Raw genomic sequence first — 19,955 nt, forward strand, 5'->3', positions numbered from 1 at the left:
ACCCGAAAAGGTGGCTTTTATTCTGTTATCCCAGACACAGCCTGATCTTGTAATTAAATTTCACTTTAATTCCGAACTATTGGGAAATTTACTTCTCCCGCATTTCGAAAACTAATAATTGCAAACTTAGAATGCTTTATTTGACTAGATACAGCACTTTTCGCTAGATTGTGTACTTAACAAGGAACAATGGATGTAATTTTTTTACGAGGCAGGATGACAATGAACGAGAAATACGCCGCTCTCAAGAGTAACGTAAGCATGCTGGGACGCTTGCTAGGTAACACAATCCAAGATGCACATGGTGACGTTATCTTAGAGAAAGTGGAGACTATCCGTAAACTTTCCAAATCCGCCCGCGCAGGCAACAAAGCTGACCGTGACAGCCTAGTTGAAGAAATCAAAAACCTGCCGAACGAACAACTCACTCCTGTTGCTCGTGCATTTAACCAATTTCTCAACCTCACCAACATGGCAGAGCAGTACCACACCATCTCTCGCCACTGTGAGGAGCATGTTTGTGAACCAGACGTGCTGCAATCTCTATTTTCCAAATTAAACCAGAATGACATCAGCAAGCTAGACGCGGCTCAAGCCGTTCGCGACCTGAACATTGAACTCGTTCTGACTGCACACCCAACAGAAATCACTCGTCGCACCATGATCAACAAGCTAGTTAAGATCAACGAGTGTCTGTCTAAATTAGAATTAAGCGACCTATCACACAAAGAGCGCGTGAAAACCGAACGCCGCCTAGAGCAACTGATCGCTCAAGGTTGGCACTCAGATGTGATTCGTCAACAACGCCCAACGCCACTTGATGAAGCTAAGTGGGGCTTTGCGGTTGTAGAAAACTCTCTATGGGAAGCCGTTCCTGACTTCCTACGTGAAATGGATGGCCGACTAAAAGGTTATCTTGGTGAAGGCCTGCCGATCGATGCACGCCCAGTACACTTCTCATCTTGGATGGGCGGTGACCGCGATGGCAACCCATTCGTAACGCACACCATCACTAAGGAAGTTCTGCGCCTATCTCGTTGGAAAGCTGCCGACCTTTACTTAGGCGACGTAAACGAGCTGATTACCGAACTGTCGATGACTAAGTGTAATGATGCCGTTCGTGAGCTAGCAGGTGATGAACACGAAGCTTACCGTGCAATCCTGAAGAACCTACGCACTCTACTGAACAACACGCTAGAAGTGCTGGATGCAAAATTGCATGACACAGAGGTTCCGAAGAAAGAAACACTACAGAACATCGAGCAACTTTGGACACCGCTTTACGCATGTTACCAATCGCTGCACGAATGTGGCATGGGCGTAATCGCAGACGGTTCTCTGCTTGATACTCTGCGCCGCCTAAAAGCATTCGGTGTGCATTTAGTTCGTCTCGATGTTCGTCAAGAAAGTACTCGTCACTCAGATGTACTGTCTGAACTGACTCGCTACCTAGGCATTGGCGACTACGACCAATGGAACGAGCAAGACAAGATTGCTTTCTTAACCAATGAATTAAGCTCTAAGCGTCCGCTTCTTCCTCGCGATTGGGAGCCATCTGAACAGGTTAAAGAGGTTTTAGACACCTGCAAGGTTATTGCTGCTCAACCTCGTGAAGCCTTCGGCGCTTACGTGATTTCTATGGCTCGTACTGCATCGGATGTACTGGCTGTTCACTTGCTGTTGCAAGAGTGTGGTTGCCCGTATCGCATGGACGTGTGCCCACTGTTCGAAACGCTAGACGACTTGAACAACTCAGAAGCGGTAATGAAACAGCTAATGAGCATCGACTTGTACCGTGGCTTTATCCAGAACCACCAAATGGTGATGATTGGATACTCTGACTCAGCAAAAGATGCTGGCGTAATGTCTGCAGGTTGGGCTCAATACGATGCGATGGACAAGCTGGTTAAAGTTTGCGACGAAGAAGGCATTGAACTGACTCTATTCCACGGTCGTGGCGGTACAGTTGGTCGTGGTGGTGCTCCGGCGCACGCAGCCCTACTTTCTCAGCCACCTAAGAGCTTGAAAGGCGGCTTACGTGTAACTGAGCAAGGCGAAATGATCCGCTTTAAGCTTGGCTTGCCAGATGTTGCTGTAAACAGCTTTAACCTATACGCAAGTGCGATTCTAGAAGCGAACCTTCTGCCACCACCAGAGCCTAAACAAGAGTGGCGCGACCTAATGGAAGTGCTGTCTCAAGTCTCTTGTGAGGCTTACCGTAACGTGGTTCGTGGCGAAGAGAAATTCGTACCTTACTTCCGTCAAGCGACACCTGAACTGGAGCTAGGTAAACTGCCTCTTGGCTCTCGCCCTGCGAAACGTAACCCGAACGGCGGCGTAGAAAGCCTACGTGCGATTCCATGGATCTTCTCTTGGAGCCAAAACCGTTTGGTACTGCCTGCATGGTTAGGCGCTGGTGAAGCGATTCAGTACTCTGTAGATCAAGGCCATCAAGCCCTGCTCGAAGAGATGTGTCGCGAGTGGCCGTTCTTCTCTACCCGTCTCGGTATGTTGGAAATGGTGTACTCGAAGTGCAACATGGAAATCGCTAAGTACTACGACCAACGCCTTGTTGACGAAGAGCTATTACCATTAGGTGAGTTACTGCGTGAACAGCTGCAAAAAGACATCAAAGCCGTGCTAAATGTTGAGAACAACGAGAACCTAATGCAGAGCGACCCTTGGGGACTTGAGTCAATCCGCCTACGTAACATCTACGTTGAGCCACTAAACATGCTTCAAGCTGAACTGCTTTACCGTACTCGTAAGTGTGAAACACCACCAGCAGAGCTTGAAGAAGCGCTAATGGTGACGATTGCAGGCATTGCAGCAGGCATGCGAAACACTGGTTAATTAGTGATTCCTACCATTCAACAGACAAAAGGTCGCCTAGTGCGACCTTTTTATTTCACAAAATAAGCAATACTGAGTTTTTTGTCAGTTTTTTGGGTTATTTTGTCCATGTATTCTACTTTATGCTTATTATTTAGATATACTACTGCTCCGCTGCGGAAACACTCCAAAAAATAATCTGCAGCATCTTGACCAATAAACTGGTCAACCTAGGTGATAAACGGCTTTGTAAGGTGACATAACCAACCGATGAGTTGGTGCTACTTAGACATAACCAATATAACGTGCCATTAGAAGCACACTTGTTGTTTAAGTATTTGTTTACTGTTTACCATTTGGATTTCAGATATGTCATTACCACACGTAATTCTAACCGTTTTAAGTACACGCGATGCTACTGGTTACGATATCACAAAAGAATTCTCCGCAAGCATTGGTTACTTCTGGAAAGCTAGCCATCAACAAGTTTACCGCGAGCTAAATAAAATGGCTCAGAACGACCAGGTAACTTGCGTGCTTGAGCCTCAAGAAGGCAAACCTGATCGTAAAGTTTACTCTATCACTGATGCTGGCCGTGGCGCGCTAGGTGAATGGTTTGAACAACCAACTGCACACCCAACCGTTCGTGACGAGTTCTCAGCTAAGCTAATGGCTTGTGCTGTACAACCTTCTGACGCTTACCGTGTACAACTTGCTGAGCTAGTAGAAGAGTCTCGCAAACTGGTTTCTCACTACCGTGAAATCGAAGCAGCTTACTACGCAACGCCATCGACACTAGACAAGCAAGCACGCCTTGAGCGTCTAACACTTCGTCGTAACCTACTTATCCGTGAAGCATGGATTGTATGGGCTGAAGAAGTACTGCTTGAACTTGGCGCTCTAGCTTAAGTTAAGCTAGAAAAGCAAAAGGCTTGAACTCTATGAGTCCAAGCCTTTTTTGTATCTATAGGATTTGAAATGTTACTGCCAGAGGCTTTTTACAAGTGCTTAGGCTTTACTTCTTAGACTTTTCTTACAGCGCAGCGACTTGCGGACGAACACCTAGCGTATGGCAAAGTGCATAAGTCATTTCTGCACGGTTTAGCGTGTAGAAGTGGAAATCTTTCACACCTTCACGGCTCAGTGTACGAACCATATCAATTGCTTGGCTAGCACCAACAAGCTGACGAGTCGTTGGATCATCATCCAAACCTTCAAACTGCTTCGCCATCCAGCCCGGTACTTTTACGTTGTTCATCGCAGCAAAGCGAGATGCTTGCTTGAAGTTAGAAACCGGCAGAATGCCCGGTACAATCTCAACATCAACGCCAGCCGCTACACAGCGGTCACGAAAGCGTAGGTAGCTCTCTACATCAAAGAAGAACTGAGTGATGGCACGGTTGGCACCCGCATCCACTTTACGCTTTAGGTTAATAAGATCAGATTGAGCGCTTTTTGCTTCAGGGTGAACCTCAGGGAATGCCGCTACTGAGATATCAAAATCGTGGCGAGATTTAAGTAGCTCGACTAGGTCAGATGCGTACATCTCTGGCGCGCCGCCGCCTGCTGGAATATCACCACGTAGCGCAACAATACTCTCGATACCATTTGCCCAGTAATCGTCGGCAATTTGAATCAGCTCTTCACGGCTTGCATCAATACACGTTAGGTGCGGTGCAGCCACTAGGCCGGTTTGGTTTTTAATTTCTTTAATGATTGAGTGGGTACGGTCACGTTCACCCGAGTTTGCACCGTAAGTTACCGATACAAATTTTGGTTGAAGTGTTTTAAGGCGGTGAACAGAGTTCCACAGGGTCTCTTCCATCTTCTCACTGCTCGGTGGAAAAAACTCAAATGACACATTGATGTTGTCAGAAAGCTCAGCGATATTCTGATTTAAAGCGTCGATATGACTAGCGTGTGTGTATCCCATCTTACTCTCCCTGTGGCAAAAGCAACCACTAAAAACTCAAATCCTTAAACGACGTTTAGACGTCTATATGTCTGTAGAATGTATTGAATACGATTTAATGTCAACAGATCCATTATGAATTTTTCTCAAGTAGATCGTGAGTAAAACTCAAGTCGTTAGATGGGTCGCAAAGCAGAAATAATGTAGAAAAAAGGCTGAAAAACACATCGTGCTTTCAGCCTTATTTATCTTAGTGAATAGTATGCCATTTACGTACTAAAACAATTGATCTGAGTTTCAAACCAACCGATATGAGTATCAGAACAGGCTAGACATTCTGTTTAAATCAGATTGAATTGCACCTGCCGTTACTTCACGACCGGCACCTGGGCCACGAATAACCAATGGATTATCTTTGTACCATTTGCTCTCAATCGCAAAGATGTTGTCGCAAGGCAACAAGTTCGCCAGAGCATGTTCTTTAGACAGTGCTTCAACGCCTACGGTTGCCTTACCGTTCTTCTCCAAACGCGCTACGTAACGCAGAACTTTCTGTTGAGAGTGCGCTTTCTCTAAACGCTCAGCCAGCTCTTCGCTCAGTACAGAAGCTTTGTCGAAGAAGTCATCCACAGATAGATCTTGCAGCTCTGCAGGTACGAGCGATTCCACTTTTACGTTTTCAGGTTCGATATCCAAACCAGATTCACGCGCCAGAATCACCAGCTTACGCATCACGTCTGAGCCATCTAGGTCAGCACGAGGGTCAGGTTCCGTAAGGCCTTGTTGCCATGCTAAGTCAACCAACTCGCTGAACGGCACGGTGCCATCAAACTGTTGGAACAACCAAGACAACGTGCCCGAGAAAATGCCAGACAACGCAATGATGTCATCGCCACTTTCACGTAGGTCACGTACCGTGTGGTTAATCGGCAATCCAGCACCCACTGTCGCGTTGTACAACCAATGACGGCTGATCTTAGCGAAAGCATCTTGTACTTGATGGTAATACTCGCTCGATGCAGAACCTGCCACCTTGTTCGCCGAGATTAGGTGAATACCTTGTTGTGCGATTTGCAGATACTTTGCTGCAAGCACTGGGCTCGCAGTCACATCCAGAACCACTGCTTCGTCATAACCTTGAATAGAGCCCAAACGCTCTAACCAGTCGTTACCATTGTTAGCAATAGCTTCGTCGTCAAAGCGCTTACCTACCGAAGTCGCATCAATGCCTTGATCGTCGAACCAATAGGTTTGGCTATCAACCACGGCAACCAATTCAAAGTTCATTCCACGGCGCTTTTCAAGTTCCGCTTTTTGCTCAGCAAACAGGCTTAACCAGCTTGAACCAATATTGCCCTTGCCACACAAGGCAATCGCAACACGCTTCTGCGCTTGGAACAGTTGAGAGTGAATGCCTTTCACTAGGCTTGATGTCTCACTCTTACGAATCACAGCCACCAAGCTCAAGCCAGAGTTCGCTTCTGAGATGAATTCAACTGGCGAGCTCTTGAGCTGCTGGTAGAAACCGTAGCAATGGTTCGGGTTCTTAGTCACACCCGCACCTACCGCCGCGATAAGAGAGAAACCTTCTTTGAGCTTAATCTCCGCTTCAATCGCGTGGTCTTGTAGATATTCTAATGCACCACCAGCGATCTCTTCTGTATAAGCAAGACGTAAGCAGTGCTGATCGGGTTCAAGCTCATAAGCAAGCGGCTCAAGTTGAGCGCGCTTAAGCCCTTCAAGGACTTCACTTTCTAAGCGGTCAAAATCATGGCCATGACCAAAGGTCAGCTGAACGATCAGAACTTCATCCAGAGAGGTAATAATTTTTGCGCCACGACCCGATGCCAGTACACGCTCTATCTGTGTAGAGCCCGCCTCTGGCTGGTAGCTGCAGCGTAAGCTTAAGTCCATAGCACTTTGAGCCACAGGCTGTAGTGTTCGACTATGGAGCACTGGAGCCGCCAGACGAGCGAGTTCACTCGCTTCATCAAGGCGAAGCAGAGGCAACAAACACGCATCCGAAACCAAACGAGGGTCAGCGCTGTAAACACCCGCCACGTCACTCCAAATCGTCACACGTTCAACTTCAGCCAAAGCACCAATCACGGTTGCTGAGTAATCTGAACCGTTACGACCAAGCAGTACTGTTTCACCTTCGCAGTTCTGAGCCATAAAGCCCGTAATCACCACTCGGCAATGTGCATGCTGCGCCAAGGCTTCTTTGATCAGAGGGTAAGAACGTGCGCGGTCGACTTCAGGCTGAGCGCCCACTTCTGCACGTAAAAAAGCACGCGCATCTTGAGCAACGGCTTGTAAATCATGCTGGCACAACAAAGCCGCGAGTATACGTGAAGACCAAACCTCACCGTGTCCAAGCACTTTTGCTTTTTGTGCTTCGCTCAAGGGAGCCGTTAGCTCACCCAAAGCGGTAAATTCTTGTTGAATGGTTGAAGTAAGTTGTGCGGCTGATTCACCCTCAAGCAGTGCTTCAATCAGATCGAGTTGGAACTGACGAAGTGCTTGTAGGCATTCATGGGCAATACGACCATCTTTGTCGAGCGCTTCAACAAATTCAATCAAACGGTTGGTTGTTTTGCCTGCTGCCGATACCACCACCAAATCAGATGCTGATGAGTATTCTCTAAGAATGTTGACCACGCGTTGGTAACATTCAGGATTCGCTAAACTGCTGCCACCAAATTTATGTAGCTGGCGAAAGGTTGCCATTATTAACCCTCCCCTTCAGCGATAAAGCGCTGTGTTCTTTCAAACGCTTGCTTGAGGTCATCGATTAGGTCTTCTGCATCTTCAAGGCCAACAGATAGACGCAGTAGTTGCTGAGAAACACCCGCTTCTGCTAAGGCTTCTTCACCCATCGCGCGGTGAGTCATCGACGCAGGGTGACAAATCAGGCTTTCAACACCGCCCAATGATTCTGCCAAAGAGAACAGCTCTAACTTATCAACAAAGTATTTAAGCGCCTCGAATGAGCCCGCAAACTCAAAGCTGAGCATGGAACCAAAGCCCGATTGCTGTTTCTTCGCGATATCATGACCCGGATGTTCAGGAAGGCTTGGGTGGTAAATAGTGCCGACGAGATCTTGTTGCTGTAGAGACGCCAGAATTTCACGTGAACTCTCTTCGTGAACACGCATACGCGCACCTAGCGTACGAATACCACGTAAAGTCATGTAGCTATCAAATGGTGTGCCGGTCGCACCAATACAGTTGCCCCACCATGCTAGCTCTTCAGCGTGTTCTTCTGTCTTAGTGACCACAACGCCACCAATAACATCTGAGTGTCCATTGATGTACTTAGTTGTAGAGTGGATAACAAAATCAGCACCCAGCTCTAAAGGCTTTTGGAACACAGGTGTCAAAAACGTGTTGTCGACAGCAACCAGAGCACCAACCTCTTTCGATTTGCGGCAAGTTTCTGCAATATCAACCACACGAACCAGTGGATTCGATGGGGTTTCAATTAAGATCAACTTTGGCTTAAGCGCAATCGCCGCATCCAGAGCAGCTTGATCCGATTGATCAACGAACAGAACTTTGAAGTCACCTTTTAGCGAGCGAGTGTTAAACAGACGGTAAGTACCGCCGTAGCAATCGTGCGGTGCAATAATAAGATCATCGCCGCCTAAGAAAGCCGAAACCCATAAGTTAAGCGCCGAAGTACCACAGTTAGTCACAACCGCGCCTTTGCCTGATTCAAGCTCAAACAGTGCCGTCTCTAATAAACCGCGGTTTGGGTTACCAGAACGGGTGTAATCGTACTTTGGCACTTCACCAAAAGCGGGAAACCCATAGTTAGTCGAAAGATAAATGGGTGGGACAACGGCATGGTGTTGCGTGTCTGACTCGATACCAGTACGTACTGCGATTGTTGCTGGCTTCCGGCTGCTCATAGGTGCTTCCTTACAAGTTTTGCGTCTGAGAATCACAGCGGCTTGTCGGCATTTTGCGGCTGTGTTAGATATATGTTATTCACTTTACTTTCATAAACGTGAGACGTCAACACTTCTAGACGTCTATATGTCTTTGCTTATGGCAGTAAATCCCGCTAAAATCACCACTATTAATTTATTCTAACAACTAAAGTGATGAAGGTACGCAATGGCCGACTGGAATGGTGAATACATAAGCCCATATGCTGAGCATGGAAAGAAAAGCGAACAAGTAAAGAAAATTACAGTTTCTATCCCTCTAAAAGTGTTAAAGGTTCTTACTGACGAGCGTACTCGCCGCCAGATTAATAACCTACGCCATGCAACAAACAGTGAGCTACTGTGCGAAGCCTTTCTACATGCGTACACAGGCCAACCACTACCAACGGATGAAGACCTTCGTAAAGACCGCCCAGACGATATTCCTGCTGAAGTGAAAAAGCTGATGACAGAGATGGGTATCGAGTTCGAAGCGTTTGACGAAGAATAAAAACAACTCAGTCACTGCCTTCATTATTGATTCGCTCTAGCTGAACCTTATTTATCACATCGCGCATAGCTTTTTATGATTGCGCTGTGAATGATAGACATAAAAAAACCGACTCCAGATGAGTCGGTTTTTTATTATTCTTTTTGGCTCAATAGAGCAATAGCTATTAAGCCATATAGTTAGCAGGCATCTCGATACGAGCTACGCCAGATTCAACAGCCGCTTCCGCAACTGCTCGTGCTACGCGAGGAAGTAGACGTGGGTCCATTGGCTTAGGAATGATGTAACCCTTACCGAACTCCAGTGCAGTCTCGCCCGCAGCTGCTAGTACTTCAGCTGGAACTTCTTCTTTCGCCAGTTCACGAATCGCTTTAACCGCCGCTAGCTTCATTTCGTCATTAATTTCGCTCGCACGCACGTCTAGTGCACCACGGAAAATGAATGGGAAACAAAGTACGTTGTTTACTTGGTTAGGGTAATCACTGCGGCCTGTACCCATGATTAGGTCAGAACGAACTTCGTGTGCAAGCTCAGGCTTGATCTCTGGATCTGGGTTTGAACATGCAAACACAACAGGCTTATCAGCCATCAGCGTTAGTGCTTCAGCAGGCAGTAGATTCGGCCCCGATACACCCAAGAACAGGTCAGCGCCTTCGATAACATCTTCAAGCGTACGCTTATCAGTGTTATTTGCGAACAGCTCTTTGTATTCGTTTAGGTCATCACGACGAGTATGGATCACACCTTTACGGTCAAGCATGTAGATTTTTTCACGCTGAGCGCCACACTTAATCAGTAGTTCCATACAAGCAACCGCCGCTGCGCCAGCACCTAAACAAACGATCTTACACTCTTCAAGTTTCTTACCTTGAAGCTCGATCGCATTCAGCATACCCGCTGCCGTTACAATCGCAGTACCGTGTTGGTCATCGTGGAATACCGGAACATCACAACGTTCAATCAGGCGACGTTCAATCTCAAAACAGTCTGGTGCTTTGATGTCTTCCAGGTTAATACCGCCGAATGTATCTGCGATATTCGCAACTGTATCAACGAACTCATCGATTGTGCGGTGTTTTACTTCAATATCGATAGAATCTAAACCAGCAAAACGCTTAAACAGGAGCGCTTTGCCTTCCATAACAGGTTTAGAAGCAATAGGGCCAAGGTTACCTAGGCCAAGAATCGCTGTACCGTTAGAGATAACTGCAACCATGTTGCCTTTACCTGTGTACTTATAAACGTTATCAACGTTCTGTGCGATCTCGCGAACAGGCTCAGCCACGCCTGGGCTGTATGCAAGTGCTAGGTCTTCTGCAGAGTTTGCAGGCTTCGTCAGTTCTACGGCAATTTTGCCTGGAATTGGGAACTCATGGTAATCAAGAGCTTGCTGACGGAATTGTTCTTGAGGTGATAATTCTTGAGAGGATTGAGCTTGGCTGCTGTCTTCAGACATAGGTGTAGGTTCCTAGGATATTATTATTTGGGGGATCTTGTTCATGTTAATGGATGTACTTCAAAGTTCCTAGGTGGTTGAAGCCTCTGTCTCATTAAAAAACGAGATTTCACTACTAATAAGACCAGTGAGCAGTTGAAATTACTATCGCTTGTTGAAGTTTCGTGCTGAATTTTGGTGAAGAGAGATACGCAAGGAATTGCCCTGAAATAGAATAGAGAGGCAACTTATCGTTGGGTGAGAGTGATGCTTGAATAGAAGTCAGTGCTTTCTCAAATTACAGGCAACAAAAAAGGACACCGAAGTGTCCTTTTTCATGTCTAAATAGCGAGAATTACTTCTTGCTAGAAAGAGCACCGAAACGCTTGTTGAAGCGATCAACACGGCCGCCAGTATCTACGATACGTTGCTTACCAGTGTAGAACGGGTGACATTTGTCACATACGTCTAGGTGGATTGATTCTTTTGCTAGCGTTGAGTTGAACTCAAATGTGTTGCCGCAAGAACAAGTTGCAGTAACTGCTTTGTATTCTGGGTGGATTCCAGCTTTCATGGGATAACCTCAAGTAGGCCGTGTCGCTATACGATTCTAAGCCGCACACCACACGTAGTTTAAAAAAAGAAATAAAGACACCGCATCGACACAAAAGAGTGATGAAGCCATACCTTTAAGGCGCAGTATAGTAATGAATCTATAAAGCAGGATCAACTGATTTGATACATTTTTCACCAATTCTCTCTTTATTTCCTTTATCGCCCTGAGATTTCGAGCTGTCGTTGTCTGTATACGTTAACTCGCCGCCTTCATCCAAACTGCTTCTCGAATTTAACCGCCTTATCCTTTAGACTGTTCGCTCTCGTCAACTCAGATAAAGCCGTCCCTTTATGCGTCCAATGATTGCCCGCGTGGCACTGCCTGTTCCACTCGACAAGCAGTTCGATTACAAGATTCCTAGCCATCTATTTCCGATTATTGGTGGACGAGTCTCTGTGCCTTTTGGACGACAAACCTTAACCGGTATTGTCACGGCTCTGGTTAACGAATCTGAATTCGAGCTAGACAAGCTCAAACCCATTAAAGCCTTATTAGACAACCAACCCGTTTGGCCGGAATCTGTCTATTCACTGTTAATGTGGTGCAGTCAATTTTATCAGTACCCTCTTGGCGAGACCTTTGCTAACGCCCTTCCGAGCGCTCTAAGAAAAGGCAAAGCCGCCGACTTCGCAACGCTGGTTGAGTGGCAGTTAACTCCATCAGGCAAAGACCAACTGATGCAAGGTTTTGGTCGCGCAGTCAAACAAGCCAAAGTGATGCACATGCTTGAGCACGGCCCCGTTCCCCATCAAGAGTTCATTGATGAAGAAGTTGGCAGCGCCGTACTCAAGACACTAGAAGAGAAAGGCTGGATTGAATCAGTAGAGAAAAAGCCAAAACGTCAGCCATGGCCAGTTGAACTTGAGAATGACCAAGACAAACCTAAGCTCAATGCCGAACAAGCCATCGCGATTGCGACCGTAAATAGCCAAACCGACTTTGGTTGTTTCCTGTTAGAGGGCGTTACTGGCTCAGGTAAGACCGAGGTTTACCTGAATATGATTAAGCCGATTCTCGATCAAGGTAAACAAGCGTTAGTGCTCGTGCCCGAGATTGGTCTCACTCCTCAAACGATTAACCGCTTTAAGCGACGCTTTAATGTGCCTGTTGAGGTTATCCACTCAGGTTTAAACGATTCAGAACGCCTGAATGCGTGGTTATCGGCGCGCGATAAAATAGCAGGCATCGTGATTGGTACCCGTTCAGCTCTGTTCACGCCATTTGCTGACCTAGGTATTATCATTGTCGATGAAGAACACGACGCGTCTTATAAACAGCAAGATAGCCTGCGCTACCACGCTCGAGATGTGGCGATCATGCGTGCTCATAAAGCGCAGATCCCGGTTGTGTTAGGCTCGGCGACTCCAGCCTTTGAGACGCTGCACAACGCTCAGATCGGCAAATACAGTTATCTCACCCTGACTTCACGTGCGGGTGTCGCACTGCCGACCACCAATAAGGTGTTGGATGTTAAAGGTGAATATCTAGAAAGTGGTTTGTCTGCGTCGTTAATTGCAGAGATGCAAAGACACCTCAAAGCAGGCAACCAAGTGATGCTGTTCCTCAATCGCCGAGGGTTTTCTCCGGCATTGATGTGTCACGATTGTGGTTGGACAGCCGAGTGTAAACGTTGTGATGCTTACTACACCTATCACCAATACAGTAATGAGATGCGCTGCCACCACTGTGGTTCTCAGCAGCATATCGTGCACAACTGCCAAGGTTGTGGGTCTGTGAACTTGGTGACAGTGGGTGTCGGTACCGAGCAGTTAGAAGCTCAACTTGGTCAACTATTCCCGGAATACAAAACCATTCGTATTGACCGCGACAGCACCCGTCGTAAAGGCAGCTTAGAAAGCGCGCTCGAGTCGATTCGTAAGGGTGAATTCCAAATTCTTATCGGCACGCAGATGCTTGCTAAGGGTCACCATTTCCCTGACGTGACACTTGTGGCGTTATTGGATGTGGATGGCTCTTTATATAGTAGTGACTTCCGTGCCTCTGAACGTCTTGCCCAGCTATTCATCCAAGTAGCGGGACGCGCAGGACGAGCAAGCAAACCCGGTGAAGTGATCTTACAGACTCACCACCCAGAACATGGGTTGTTGCAAGCCTTGCTTCACAAAGACTATAACCACTTTGCTCAGACGGCGCTGGCAGAACGTAAGCAGGCAATGTTACCGCCTTATACCTTTATGACTCTGTTTAGAGCAGAAGCCAATGACACTCGCTTGGTGGAAGAGTTCTTGCGTCAGGTTCGTCACACATTGGAATCGCACCCGCTGTTTGACCAATATTGCATGGTGCTAGGACCAACCCCAGCCCCATTAGCAAAACGAGCAGGCAAATCGCGCTGGCAGTTAATCTTACAGACTCAAACTCGCTCGTTAATGCAGAAGCTATTAATGAGCGCTAAGCCGGCAATTAATATGTTACCCGCCGCGAAAAAAGTTCGTTGGTCACTCGACATAGAGCCGCAAGATCTGAGCTAAACCCCTTCGGGTTAAAACTAATGATAAGTTTGTTCACAAATATTTCATATTTCTCGTGAGCAAGTTCACACGAGTCATGTGATTTTTGTTAATCTAGCCGTAACTTTACACGGATTAAACGAATAAAATATTGCAATAAAAAAAGTGTTAGCAACACTTTCATAATATCTATTCGATTACATTTATTATTCACGCCTTAGATACTTAGGCGACAAAGGAACTTAAAAGAGGGTTTAATTTATGGCGACAATGAAGGATGTTGCCCAGCTAGCAGGCGTCTCAACAGCCACGGTATCACGTGCATTGATGAACCCTGAGAAAGTCTCAGTTTCGACTCGTAAACGAGTGGAAACAGCAGTACTTGAAGCTGGATACTCACCCAATACATTAGCTAGAAACTTACGTCGCAACGAATCAAAAACCATCATCACTATCGTTCCTGATATCTGTGACCCTTATTTCGCCGAGATCATTCGTGGTATCGAAGATGCCGCAGTAGAAAATGACTACCTTGTCTTACTGGGTGATAGCGGCCAACAAAAGAAGCGTGAGTCTTCGTTTGTTAACTTAGTTTTCACCAAACAAGCTGACGGTATGCTATTGCTTGGCACTGACCATCCATTTGATGTCAGTAAATCTGAACAAAAGAATTTACCACCAATGGTAATGGCGTGTGAGTTTGCCCCTGAGCTTGAACTGCCTACGGTACACATCGATAACCTGACCTCTGCCTTTGAAGCGGTGAACTACCTAGCTCAGTTAGGTCATAAGCGTATTGCTCAAATTTCAGGACCAGTATCGGCAACACTGTGTAAGTTCCGCCAACAAGGCTACCAGCAAGCGCTGCGTCGCGCCGGAGTCTCAATGAATCCAGCCTATAGCACGGTCGGTGACTTCACCTTTGAAGCGGGTGCTCAAGCGGTTCGTCAATTACTGGCACTTCCTGAACAACCTACAGCTATCTTCTGTCACAACGATGCGATGGCGATTGGTGCGATTCAAGAAACGAAGAAGCTGGGCTTGCGCGTTCCTCAAGACCTATCGATTGTCGGCTTCGATGACATCCAATTCGCTCAATACTGCGATCCACCGCTAACCACCATTTCTCAGCCTCGTTATGAGATTGGACGCCAAGCGATGTTGATGATGCTTGATCTATTAAAAGGCAACGATGTGCAAGCAGGTTCGCGTCTGCTTGAAGCTAAATTAGTGGTTCGAGGCAGTACAGCGCCACCTCGAATATAACCCTTAGAAATACCCTTATAAATCTGCGGCACATTTTGATGTGCCGCTTCCATTTCTGCACTATTATCCTCGCGCAATCTGGATTACCATGAGGGCAGAATCAGCAACTATTGAATTGTCTTGTGGCTAATAGAGATTATGTAAAGCGCGGTCGTGGCACGAAAAAACCGACCAAAAAACAAGCCCCTCGCCGTAAACCTTGGCGCAGTGGTCTTTTGGCGATCCTCCTTGCCGGTGGTTTTGGTTACGGACTTTACCTATTGAGTAATGATCCTGAGCCGCCTGCACCAACGCCTGTGGCAACCAAACCAAAACCTAAGCCAAAACCAGCGAAAGTGATTCCGCCGCCTCCTGAAGAGAAGTGGGACTACGTTGAAACGCTGCCAAGCCGCGAGATTGAAGTAAAAGCCAAAGAGCAACAGATCTCTAAGATCCCTTACATCATGCAGTGTGGCGCTTACAAAACCTCGTCGCAGGCAGAAGCACGTAAGTTGGATATTGCCTTCCAAGGTATCTCAAGTGAGATCCGCAAGAAAGATGGCAGTAGCTGGTACCGTGTGGTTTTAGGGCCATACAAGTTGAAGCGTGACGCAGAACGCGATCGCCATAAGCTGCAACGAGCGAAAATTGAACCTTGCGCTATTTGGAAAGACGGGTCTTAATCAACTCAATATATAATAGGGGGAAGAGGATTCCCCCTATTGCTGTTTGAAAGCGTTCAATAGTTCATCGCACAAGCAATACCAGTATGTTAATCAAAAGAGTGCGTTTTAACGAAACTGAGGTACTTGTTCGTAGTACTCAAGCCCAAAGTCAGTCAGGTAGACCTGCTCCTTATTTATCTCGATGTAACCAAAAAAATCCAAGTGCGCTAAAACGTTAGGAAATGGACGTTTAAGAAAAACGTTGACCGAGTTTTTTAGATGTTCTGTTGAACACTCGCCCGCCTCCTGATACATCAGATGATGCAGTATAGACAGCTCATCCAGATCCATATCTCTATTAAAAAAACTGATATTGTCACTATTCATCACACTACTCCTTATGTAGTGAATACCACTGATTAGTGAGCATCATTCCTTATAAATCAAACAAAAAGTGTTAACCATTTCACGTTAGAAATTTGTTTTATCTTTTTTTATATTTATCACAAACTATTAACCCACCAACCCTTGCCACACATAGGCTCAACAGGTAATGGATGCTTGAAACAACTGGTAACATTTAGTTTTTTTTGATATGACATACCATTAAAAGTGGCACTTGAATTCATGATAGTGGAGCCACATATAAGTAGTAACCATAAATAATAATCAAAAGAGGTCGACTCGTGACTACCATTGTATCTGTACGTCGTAATAATAAAGTCGTCATCGCGGGTGATGGACAAGTATCTCTGGGCAATACAGTAATGAAGGGCAACGCCCGTAAAGTACGTCGCCTATACAACAACAAAGTACTGGCCGGTTTTGCTGGCGGTACGGCTGATGCTTTCACGCTATTCGAAAAATTTGAAAGCAAGCTGCAAATGCACCAAGGCCATCTCACCAAAGCGGCAGTTGAGCTAGCGAAGGATTGGCGTAGCGACCGTGCTCTACGTAAGTTAGAAGCACTGTTAGCAGTAGCGGATGAGACCGCTTCACTGATCATCACAGGTAACGGTGACGTAGTTCAACCTGAGAACGACCTGATTGCGATCGGTTCGGGCGGAAACTTCGCTCAAGCAGCCGCTACTGCACTATTAGAAAATACTGATTTAGATGCGCGTGAAATCGCAGAAAAGTCGCTGAACATTGCAGGCGACATCTGTGTCTTCACCAACCATCACCACACTATTGAAGAACTAGAAAGCACCGTTGAGCTGCCATAGCCAGAGTAACGACCGCTTCCATCAATAACGTTGTATTCAACAGTGATTAAAGAATTAAGGAAAAACCATGTCTGAGATGACTCCTCGCGAAATTGTTCACGAACTCAATCGCCACATTATCGGCCAAGACAACGCTAAGCGCTCAGTGGCTATCGCTCTTCGTAACCGCTGGCGCCGTATGCAGCTTGAAGAAAGCCTACGTGTTGAAGTATCGCCAAAAAACATCCTGATGATTGGCCCAACGGGTGTAGGTAAAACTGAAATCGCTCGCCGCCTAGCGAAATTAGCAAACGCGCCTTTCATCAAGGTAGAAGCGACTAAGTTCACCGAAGTGGGTTACGTTGGTAAAGAAGTTGAAACCATCATCCGTGATCTAACGGACGTTGCGATCAAGATGACGCACCAACAAGCGATGGAAAAAGTACAATACCGCGCTGAAGAACAAGCTGAAGAACGCATTCTTGATGCCCTTCTACCACCAGCGCGTGATGCTTGGGGTCAGAACGAGCAATCAACTGAAGAGACAACCTCTTCAAACACTCGTCAGATTTTCCGCAAGAAACTGCGTGAAGGTAAGCTAGATGACAAAGAGATTGAAGTTGATGTAGCCGCACCGCAAATGGGCGTTGAAATCATGTCACCTCCAGGCATGGAAGAGATGACAAACCAGCTGCAAGGCATGTTCCAAAACCTAGCGGGCGACACCAAGAAAAAGCGTAAGATGAAAATCAAAGACGCATTCAAAGCACTGACGGAAGAAGAAGCTGCGAAGCTTGTGAACCAAGAAGAGCTGAAAGAGAACGCGATCTTCAACGCTGAAAACAACGGCATCGTATTCATCGATGAGATCGACAAAATCTGTAAGCGTGGCGACAGTTCAGGCCCAGATGTATCTCGCGAAGGTGTTCAGCGTGACCTACTGCCTCTTATCGAAGGCAGCACAGTATCAACCAAGCACGGTATGGTTAAAACTGACCACATCTTGTTTATCACATCAGGCGCATTCCAAGTGGCTAAGCCATCTGACCTGATCCCTGAGCTACAAGGTCGTCTACCAATCCGCGTAGAACTTGAAGCACTATCAGCACATGACTTCAAACGCATCCTAACTGAGCCAAAAGCATCTCTAACAGAGCAATACATTGCCCTAATGAAAACAGAAGATGTCAACATTGAGTTCACTGAAGATGGCATCAACCAGATTGCGGACGCAGCATGGCGCGTAAACGAAACCACTGAGAACATCGGTGCGCGTCGTCTACACACAGTGATGGAGCGTCTAATGGATGAGATTTCATTCGAAGCAACAGACAAAGCTGGCAGCAAGCTAGTGATTGATGAAGCTTACGTAACATCGAAACTTGGCGAATTCGTTGAAGACGAAGACCTAAGCCGCTTCATCCTGTAGCACACCAAACTCTAACTTATTGCTCTATCTCAAAGAAATAGCAGCTAATAAGCGAATTCAAGGCCCACTTTCGAGTGGGCTTTTTATTACCCGAAAAATGGGCGTATACTCAAATCACAGTATGAAACGAAGACTTACAAAGAATTAGACCTACGATGAAACAATCTCTACTGATCTGGCTTGATGCCGCACGACCAAAAACTCTGCCTCTCGCACTTGTCTCTATTCTTACAGGAAGTAGTTTAGCGTTCGCCGGTGGTCAGTTTTCTTTATCGATAGCCCTACTGGCATTTTTAACCGCCACCCTATTACAGATTTTATCGAACCTAGCCAATGACTATGGCGACGCCGTAAAAGGCACAGACAACGAAAATCGTCTGGGGCCAACACGTGCCATGCAATCTGGCGCGGTAACAGCGAAAACCATGAAGCAAGCGATCATCCTCAACATCGTGTTTACTATGGTCGCTGGGCTGATTCTTATTTTTCATGCCTTAACCTCGATTGAAAGTATCTTATCTTTCATTGCGTTAGGCATATTAGCCATTGTTGCTGCCATCGCTTATACCGTCGGTAATAAGCCTTATGGCTATATTGGCCTTGGCGACTTATCGGTATTTATCTTCTTCGGTTTATTAGGTGTTTCAGGGACTTACTTCTTGCACACTGGCCATGTTGAACCAAACCTATTCCTTCCGGCATTGGGCTGTGGCTTGATGGCGGTTGCGGTACTCAATATCAACAACATGCGTGATATCGAAAACGACAGCGAATGTGGTAAGCGCACCATGGCGGTTCGCCTAGGACAACGCAAAGCCAAACACTATCATTTTGCTCTGCTTGGCCTCGCCCTTGCGTCTTTCGCTATCTACCTGCTTATTCAAGAAAAGCCGGTCTGGATCAGCCTGCCGTTTTTGCTGAGCATTATTATTGTTTACAAGCATGGCAAAGCCGTTTGGGAAACCGAAAAGCCAGCGCAAATTGCACCAATGATGCCCGTGATTGTGAAATGCTCACTGGTCACTAACCTATTGTTTGCAGGGGTTGTCGTAGCTCAAACTCTATTGAGTTAAATGAGACTAATCATTGCAAAGGGATCAAGCGCCGATATACTCAAAGTAAGCTCATTGTTCAAAAGGTATACTAATGGAATACAACACTTCAGCACTGTGCGACATATATTTGGATCAAGTTGATGTCGTGGAGCCAATGTTCAGCAACTTCGGTGGACGTGCATCCTTCGCAGGACAGATCACGACATTAAAGTGTTTTGAAGACAACGCTTTGATTCGCTCTGTACTAGAGCAAGACGGTCTGGGGCGTGTGTTGTTAATCGATGGGGGCGGCTCACTACGTAAAGCGCTGATCGATGCTGAGATAGCCCTACTTGCCGAAGACAATGAGTGGGAAGGGATTGTGGTTTACGGGTGCGTTCGTGAAGTCGATGAGCTTGAAGACATGAACCTAGGTATCCAAGCCTTGGCTTCTATCCCTGTTGGTGCGAGCCAAGAAGGTGTCGGTGAATTAGACGTTCCAGTGAACTTTGGCAGCGTGACCTTCTTACCTGAAGATTACCTCTACGCAGACAACACTGGCATCATTCTTTCTGCCGAACCTCTAGATGTAGAACTCGATTTGGATGTCGAGGAAGAAGACGTCGAGTAACTCTCACTCAGCTTCAAATAATAAAACAAATCATAAG

Annotated in this window: 16 protein-coding genes; 10 read left to right on the forward strand and 6 right to left on the reverse strand. The window is 46.4% G+C overall.

The window, feature by feature from the left end:
* Window positions 1-216 precede the first annotated feature (216 nt).
* Complete coding sequence (ppc, locus tag AB4507_RS07825; protein WP_170791819.1) at window positions 217-2,853, forward strand: phosphoenolpyruvate carboxylase; 2,637 nt, start codon at window positions 217-219, stop codon at window positions 2,851-2,853.
* A gap of 348 nt (window positions 2,854-3,201) precedes the next feature.
* A complete protein-coding gene (locus AB4507_RS07830; protein ID WP_017061141.1) occupies window positions 3,202-3,741 on the forward strand; it encodes a PadR family transcriptional regulator in 540 nt (179 codons plus the stop codon).
* A 124-nt stretch (window positions 3,742-3,865) separates the two neighbouring features.
* Here AB4507_RS07830 and metF read toward each other — a convergent pair whose 3' ends face one another.
* The 3 genes from metF to AB4507_RS07845 all read right to left on the reverse strand — a co-directional run bounded on the left by metF (window position 3,866) and on the right by AB4507_RS07845 (window position 8,658).
* Window positions 3,866-4,765, reverse strand: coding sequence for a methylenetetrahydrofolate reductase (gene metF / locus AB4507_RS07835; RefSeq protein ID WP_004729683.1), 900 nt, complete (start codon window positions 4,763-4,765; stop codon window positions 3,866-3,868).
* Window positions 4,766-5,062: 297 nt separating this feature from the next.
* The gene (locus AB4507_RS07840; RefSeq protein WP_137001065.1) at window positions 5,063-7,474 is read right to left on the reverse strand and encodes a bifunctional aspartate kinase/homoserine dehydrogenase II; all 2,412 of its coding nucleotides are present in this window, start codon (window positions 7,472-7,474) and stop codon (window positions 5,063-5,065) included.
* Window positions 7,475-7,476: 2 nt separating this feature from the next.
* Window positions 7,477-8,658, reverse strand: coding sequence for an O-succinylhomoserine (thiol)-lyase (locus AB4507_RS07845; protein ID WP_372182493.1), 1,182 nt, complete (start codon window positions 8,656-8,658; stop codon window positions 7,477-7,479).
* A gap of 208 nt (window positions 8,659-8,866) precedes the next feature.
* Here AB4507_RS07845 and metJ point away from each other — a divergent pair, with 208 nt between their 5' ends.
* Window positions 8,867-9,187 (forward strand): met regulon transcriptional regulator MetJ, encoded by a 321-nt coding sequence (gene metJ, locus AB4507_RS07850; protein ID WP_004415993.1) that lies wholly within the window; start codon window positions 8,867-8,869, stop codon window positions 9,185-9,187.
* 166 nt (window positions 9,188-9,353) lie between these two features.
* Here metJ and AB4507_RS07855 read toward each other — a convergent pair whose 3' ends face one another.
* Together AB4507_RS07855 and rpmE are read right to left on the reverse strand one after the other, a co-directional pair.
* Complete coding sequence (locus AB4507_RS07855; RefSeq protein WP_017061144.1) at window positions 9,354-10,643, reverse strand: malic enzyme-like NAD(P)-binding protein; 1,290 nt, start codon at window positions 10,641-10,643, stop codon at window positions 9,354-9,356.
* A 334-nt stretch (window positions 10,644-10,977) separates the two neighbouring features.
* A complete protein-coding gene (gene rpmE / locus AB4507_RS07860) occupies window positions 10,978-11,196 on the reverse strand; it encodes a 50S ribosomal protein L31 (protein WP_004737142.1) in 219 nt (72 codons plus the stop codon).
* Window positions 11,197-11,528: 332 nt separating this feature from the next.
* On the opposite strand from rpmE, the gene priA reads away from it, so the two are divergent.
* The 3 genes from priA to AB4507_RS07875 all read left to right on the forward strand — a co-directional run bounded on the left by priA (window position 11,529) and on the right by AB4507_RS07875 (window position 15,637).
* A complete protein-coding gene (gene priA, locus AB4507_RS07865; RefSeq protein WP_372182494.1) occupies window positions 11,529-13,730 on the forward strand; it encodes a primosomal protein N' in 2,202 nt (733 codons plus the stop codon).
* 240 nt (window positions 13,731-13,970) lie between these two features.
* Window positions 13,971-14,975 carry a DNA-binding transcriptional regulator CytR gene (cytR, locus tag AB4507_RS07870; protein ID WP_102393044.1) on the forward strand — a complete coding sequence of 335 codons (1,005 nt, stop codon included), beginning with the start codon at window positions 13,971-13,973 and terminating at the stop codon, window positions 14,973-14,975.
* 122 nt (window positions 14,976-15,097) lie between these two features.
* The gene (locus AB4507_RS07875; RefSeq protein WP_017061148.1) at window positions 15,098-15,637 is read left to right on the forward strand and encodes an SPOR domain-containing protein; all 540 of its coding nucleotides are present in this window, start codon (window positions 15,098-15,100) and stop codon (window positions 15,635-15,637) included.
* A gap of 108 nt (window positions 15,638-15,745) precedes the next feature.
* On the opposite strand, the gene AB4507_RS07880 is transcribed toward AB4507_RS07875, so the two are convergent.
* Complete coding sequence (locus AB4507_RS07880) at window positions 15,746-16,006, reverse strand: hypothetical protein (RefSeq protein ID WP_017061149.1); 261 nt, start codon at window positions 16,004-16,006, stop codon at window positions 15,746-15,748.
* Between the two features lie 299 nt (window positions 16,007-16,305).
* Between AB4507_RS07880 and hslV the strand changes: the two genes are divergently transcribed.
* The 4 genes from hslV to rraA all read left to right on the forward strand — a co-directional run bounded on the left by hslV (window position 16,306) and on the right by rraA (window position 19,918).
* Window positions 16,306-16,845 (forward strand): ATP-dependent protease subunit HslV, encoded by a 540-nt coding sequence (gene hslV / locus AB4507_RS07885; RefSeq protein WP_102393046.1) that lies wholly within the window; start codon window positions 16,306-16,308, stop codon window positions 16,843-16,845.
* Between the two features lie 67 nt (window positions 16,846-16,912).
* Entirely contained in the window at window positions 16,913-18,253 is a 1,341-nt protein-coding gene (gene hslU / locus AB4507_RS07890; RefSeq protein WP_137001064.1) for an HslU--HslV peptidase ATPase subunit, read from the forward strand.
* Between the two features lie 155 nt (window positions 18,254-18,408).
* Window positions 18,409-19,326: a 1,4-dihydroxy-2-naphthoate polyprenyltransferase gene (locus AB4507_RS07895; protein ID WP_372182495.1), complete on the forward strand. Its 918-nt coding sequence runs from the start codon at window positions 18,409-18,411 to the stop codon at window positions 19,324-19,326.
* A gap of 73 nt (window positions 19,327-19,399) precedes the next feature.
* Window positions 19,400-19,918 carry a ribonuclease E activity regulator RraA gene (gene rraA / locus AB4507_RS07900; RefSeq protein WP_017061152.1) on the forward strand — a complete coding sequence of 173 codons (519 nt, stop codon included), beginning with the start codon at window positions 19,400-19,402 and terminating at the stop codon, window positions 19,916-19,918.
* Window positions 19,919-19,955 lie beyond the last annotated feature (37 nt).

Source organism: Vibrio sp. 10N.222.54.A3, assembly GCF_041474095.1.
Classification (GTDB): domain Bacteria; phylum Pseudomonadota; class Gammaproteobacteria; order Enterobacterales; family Vibrionaceae; genus Vibrio; species Vibrio crassostreae_C.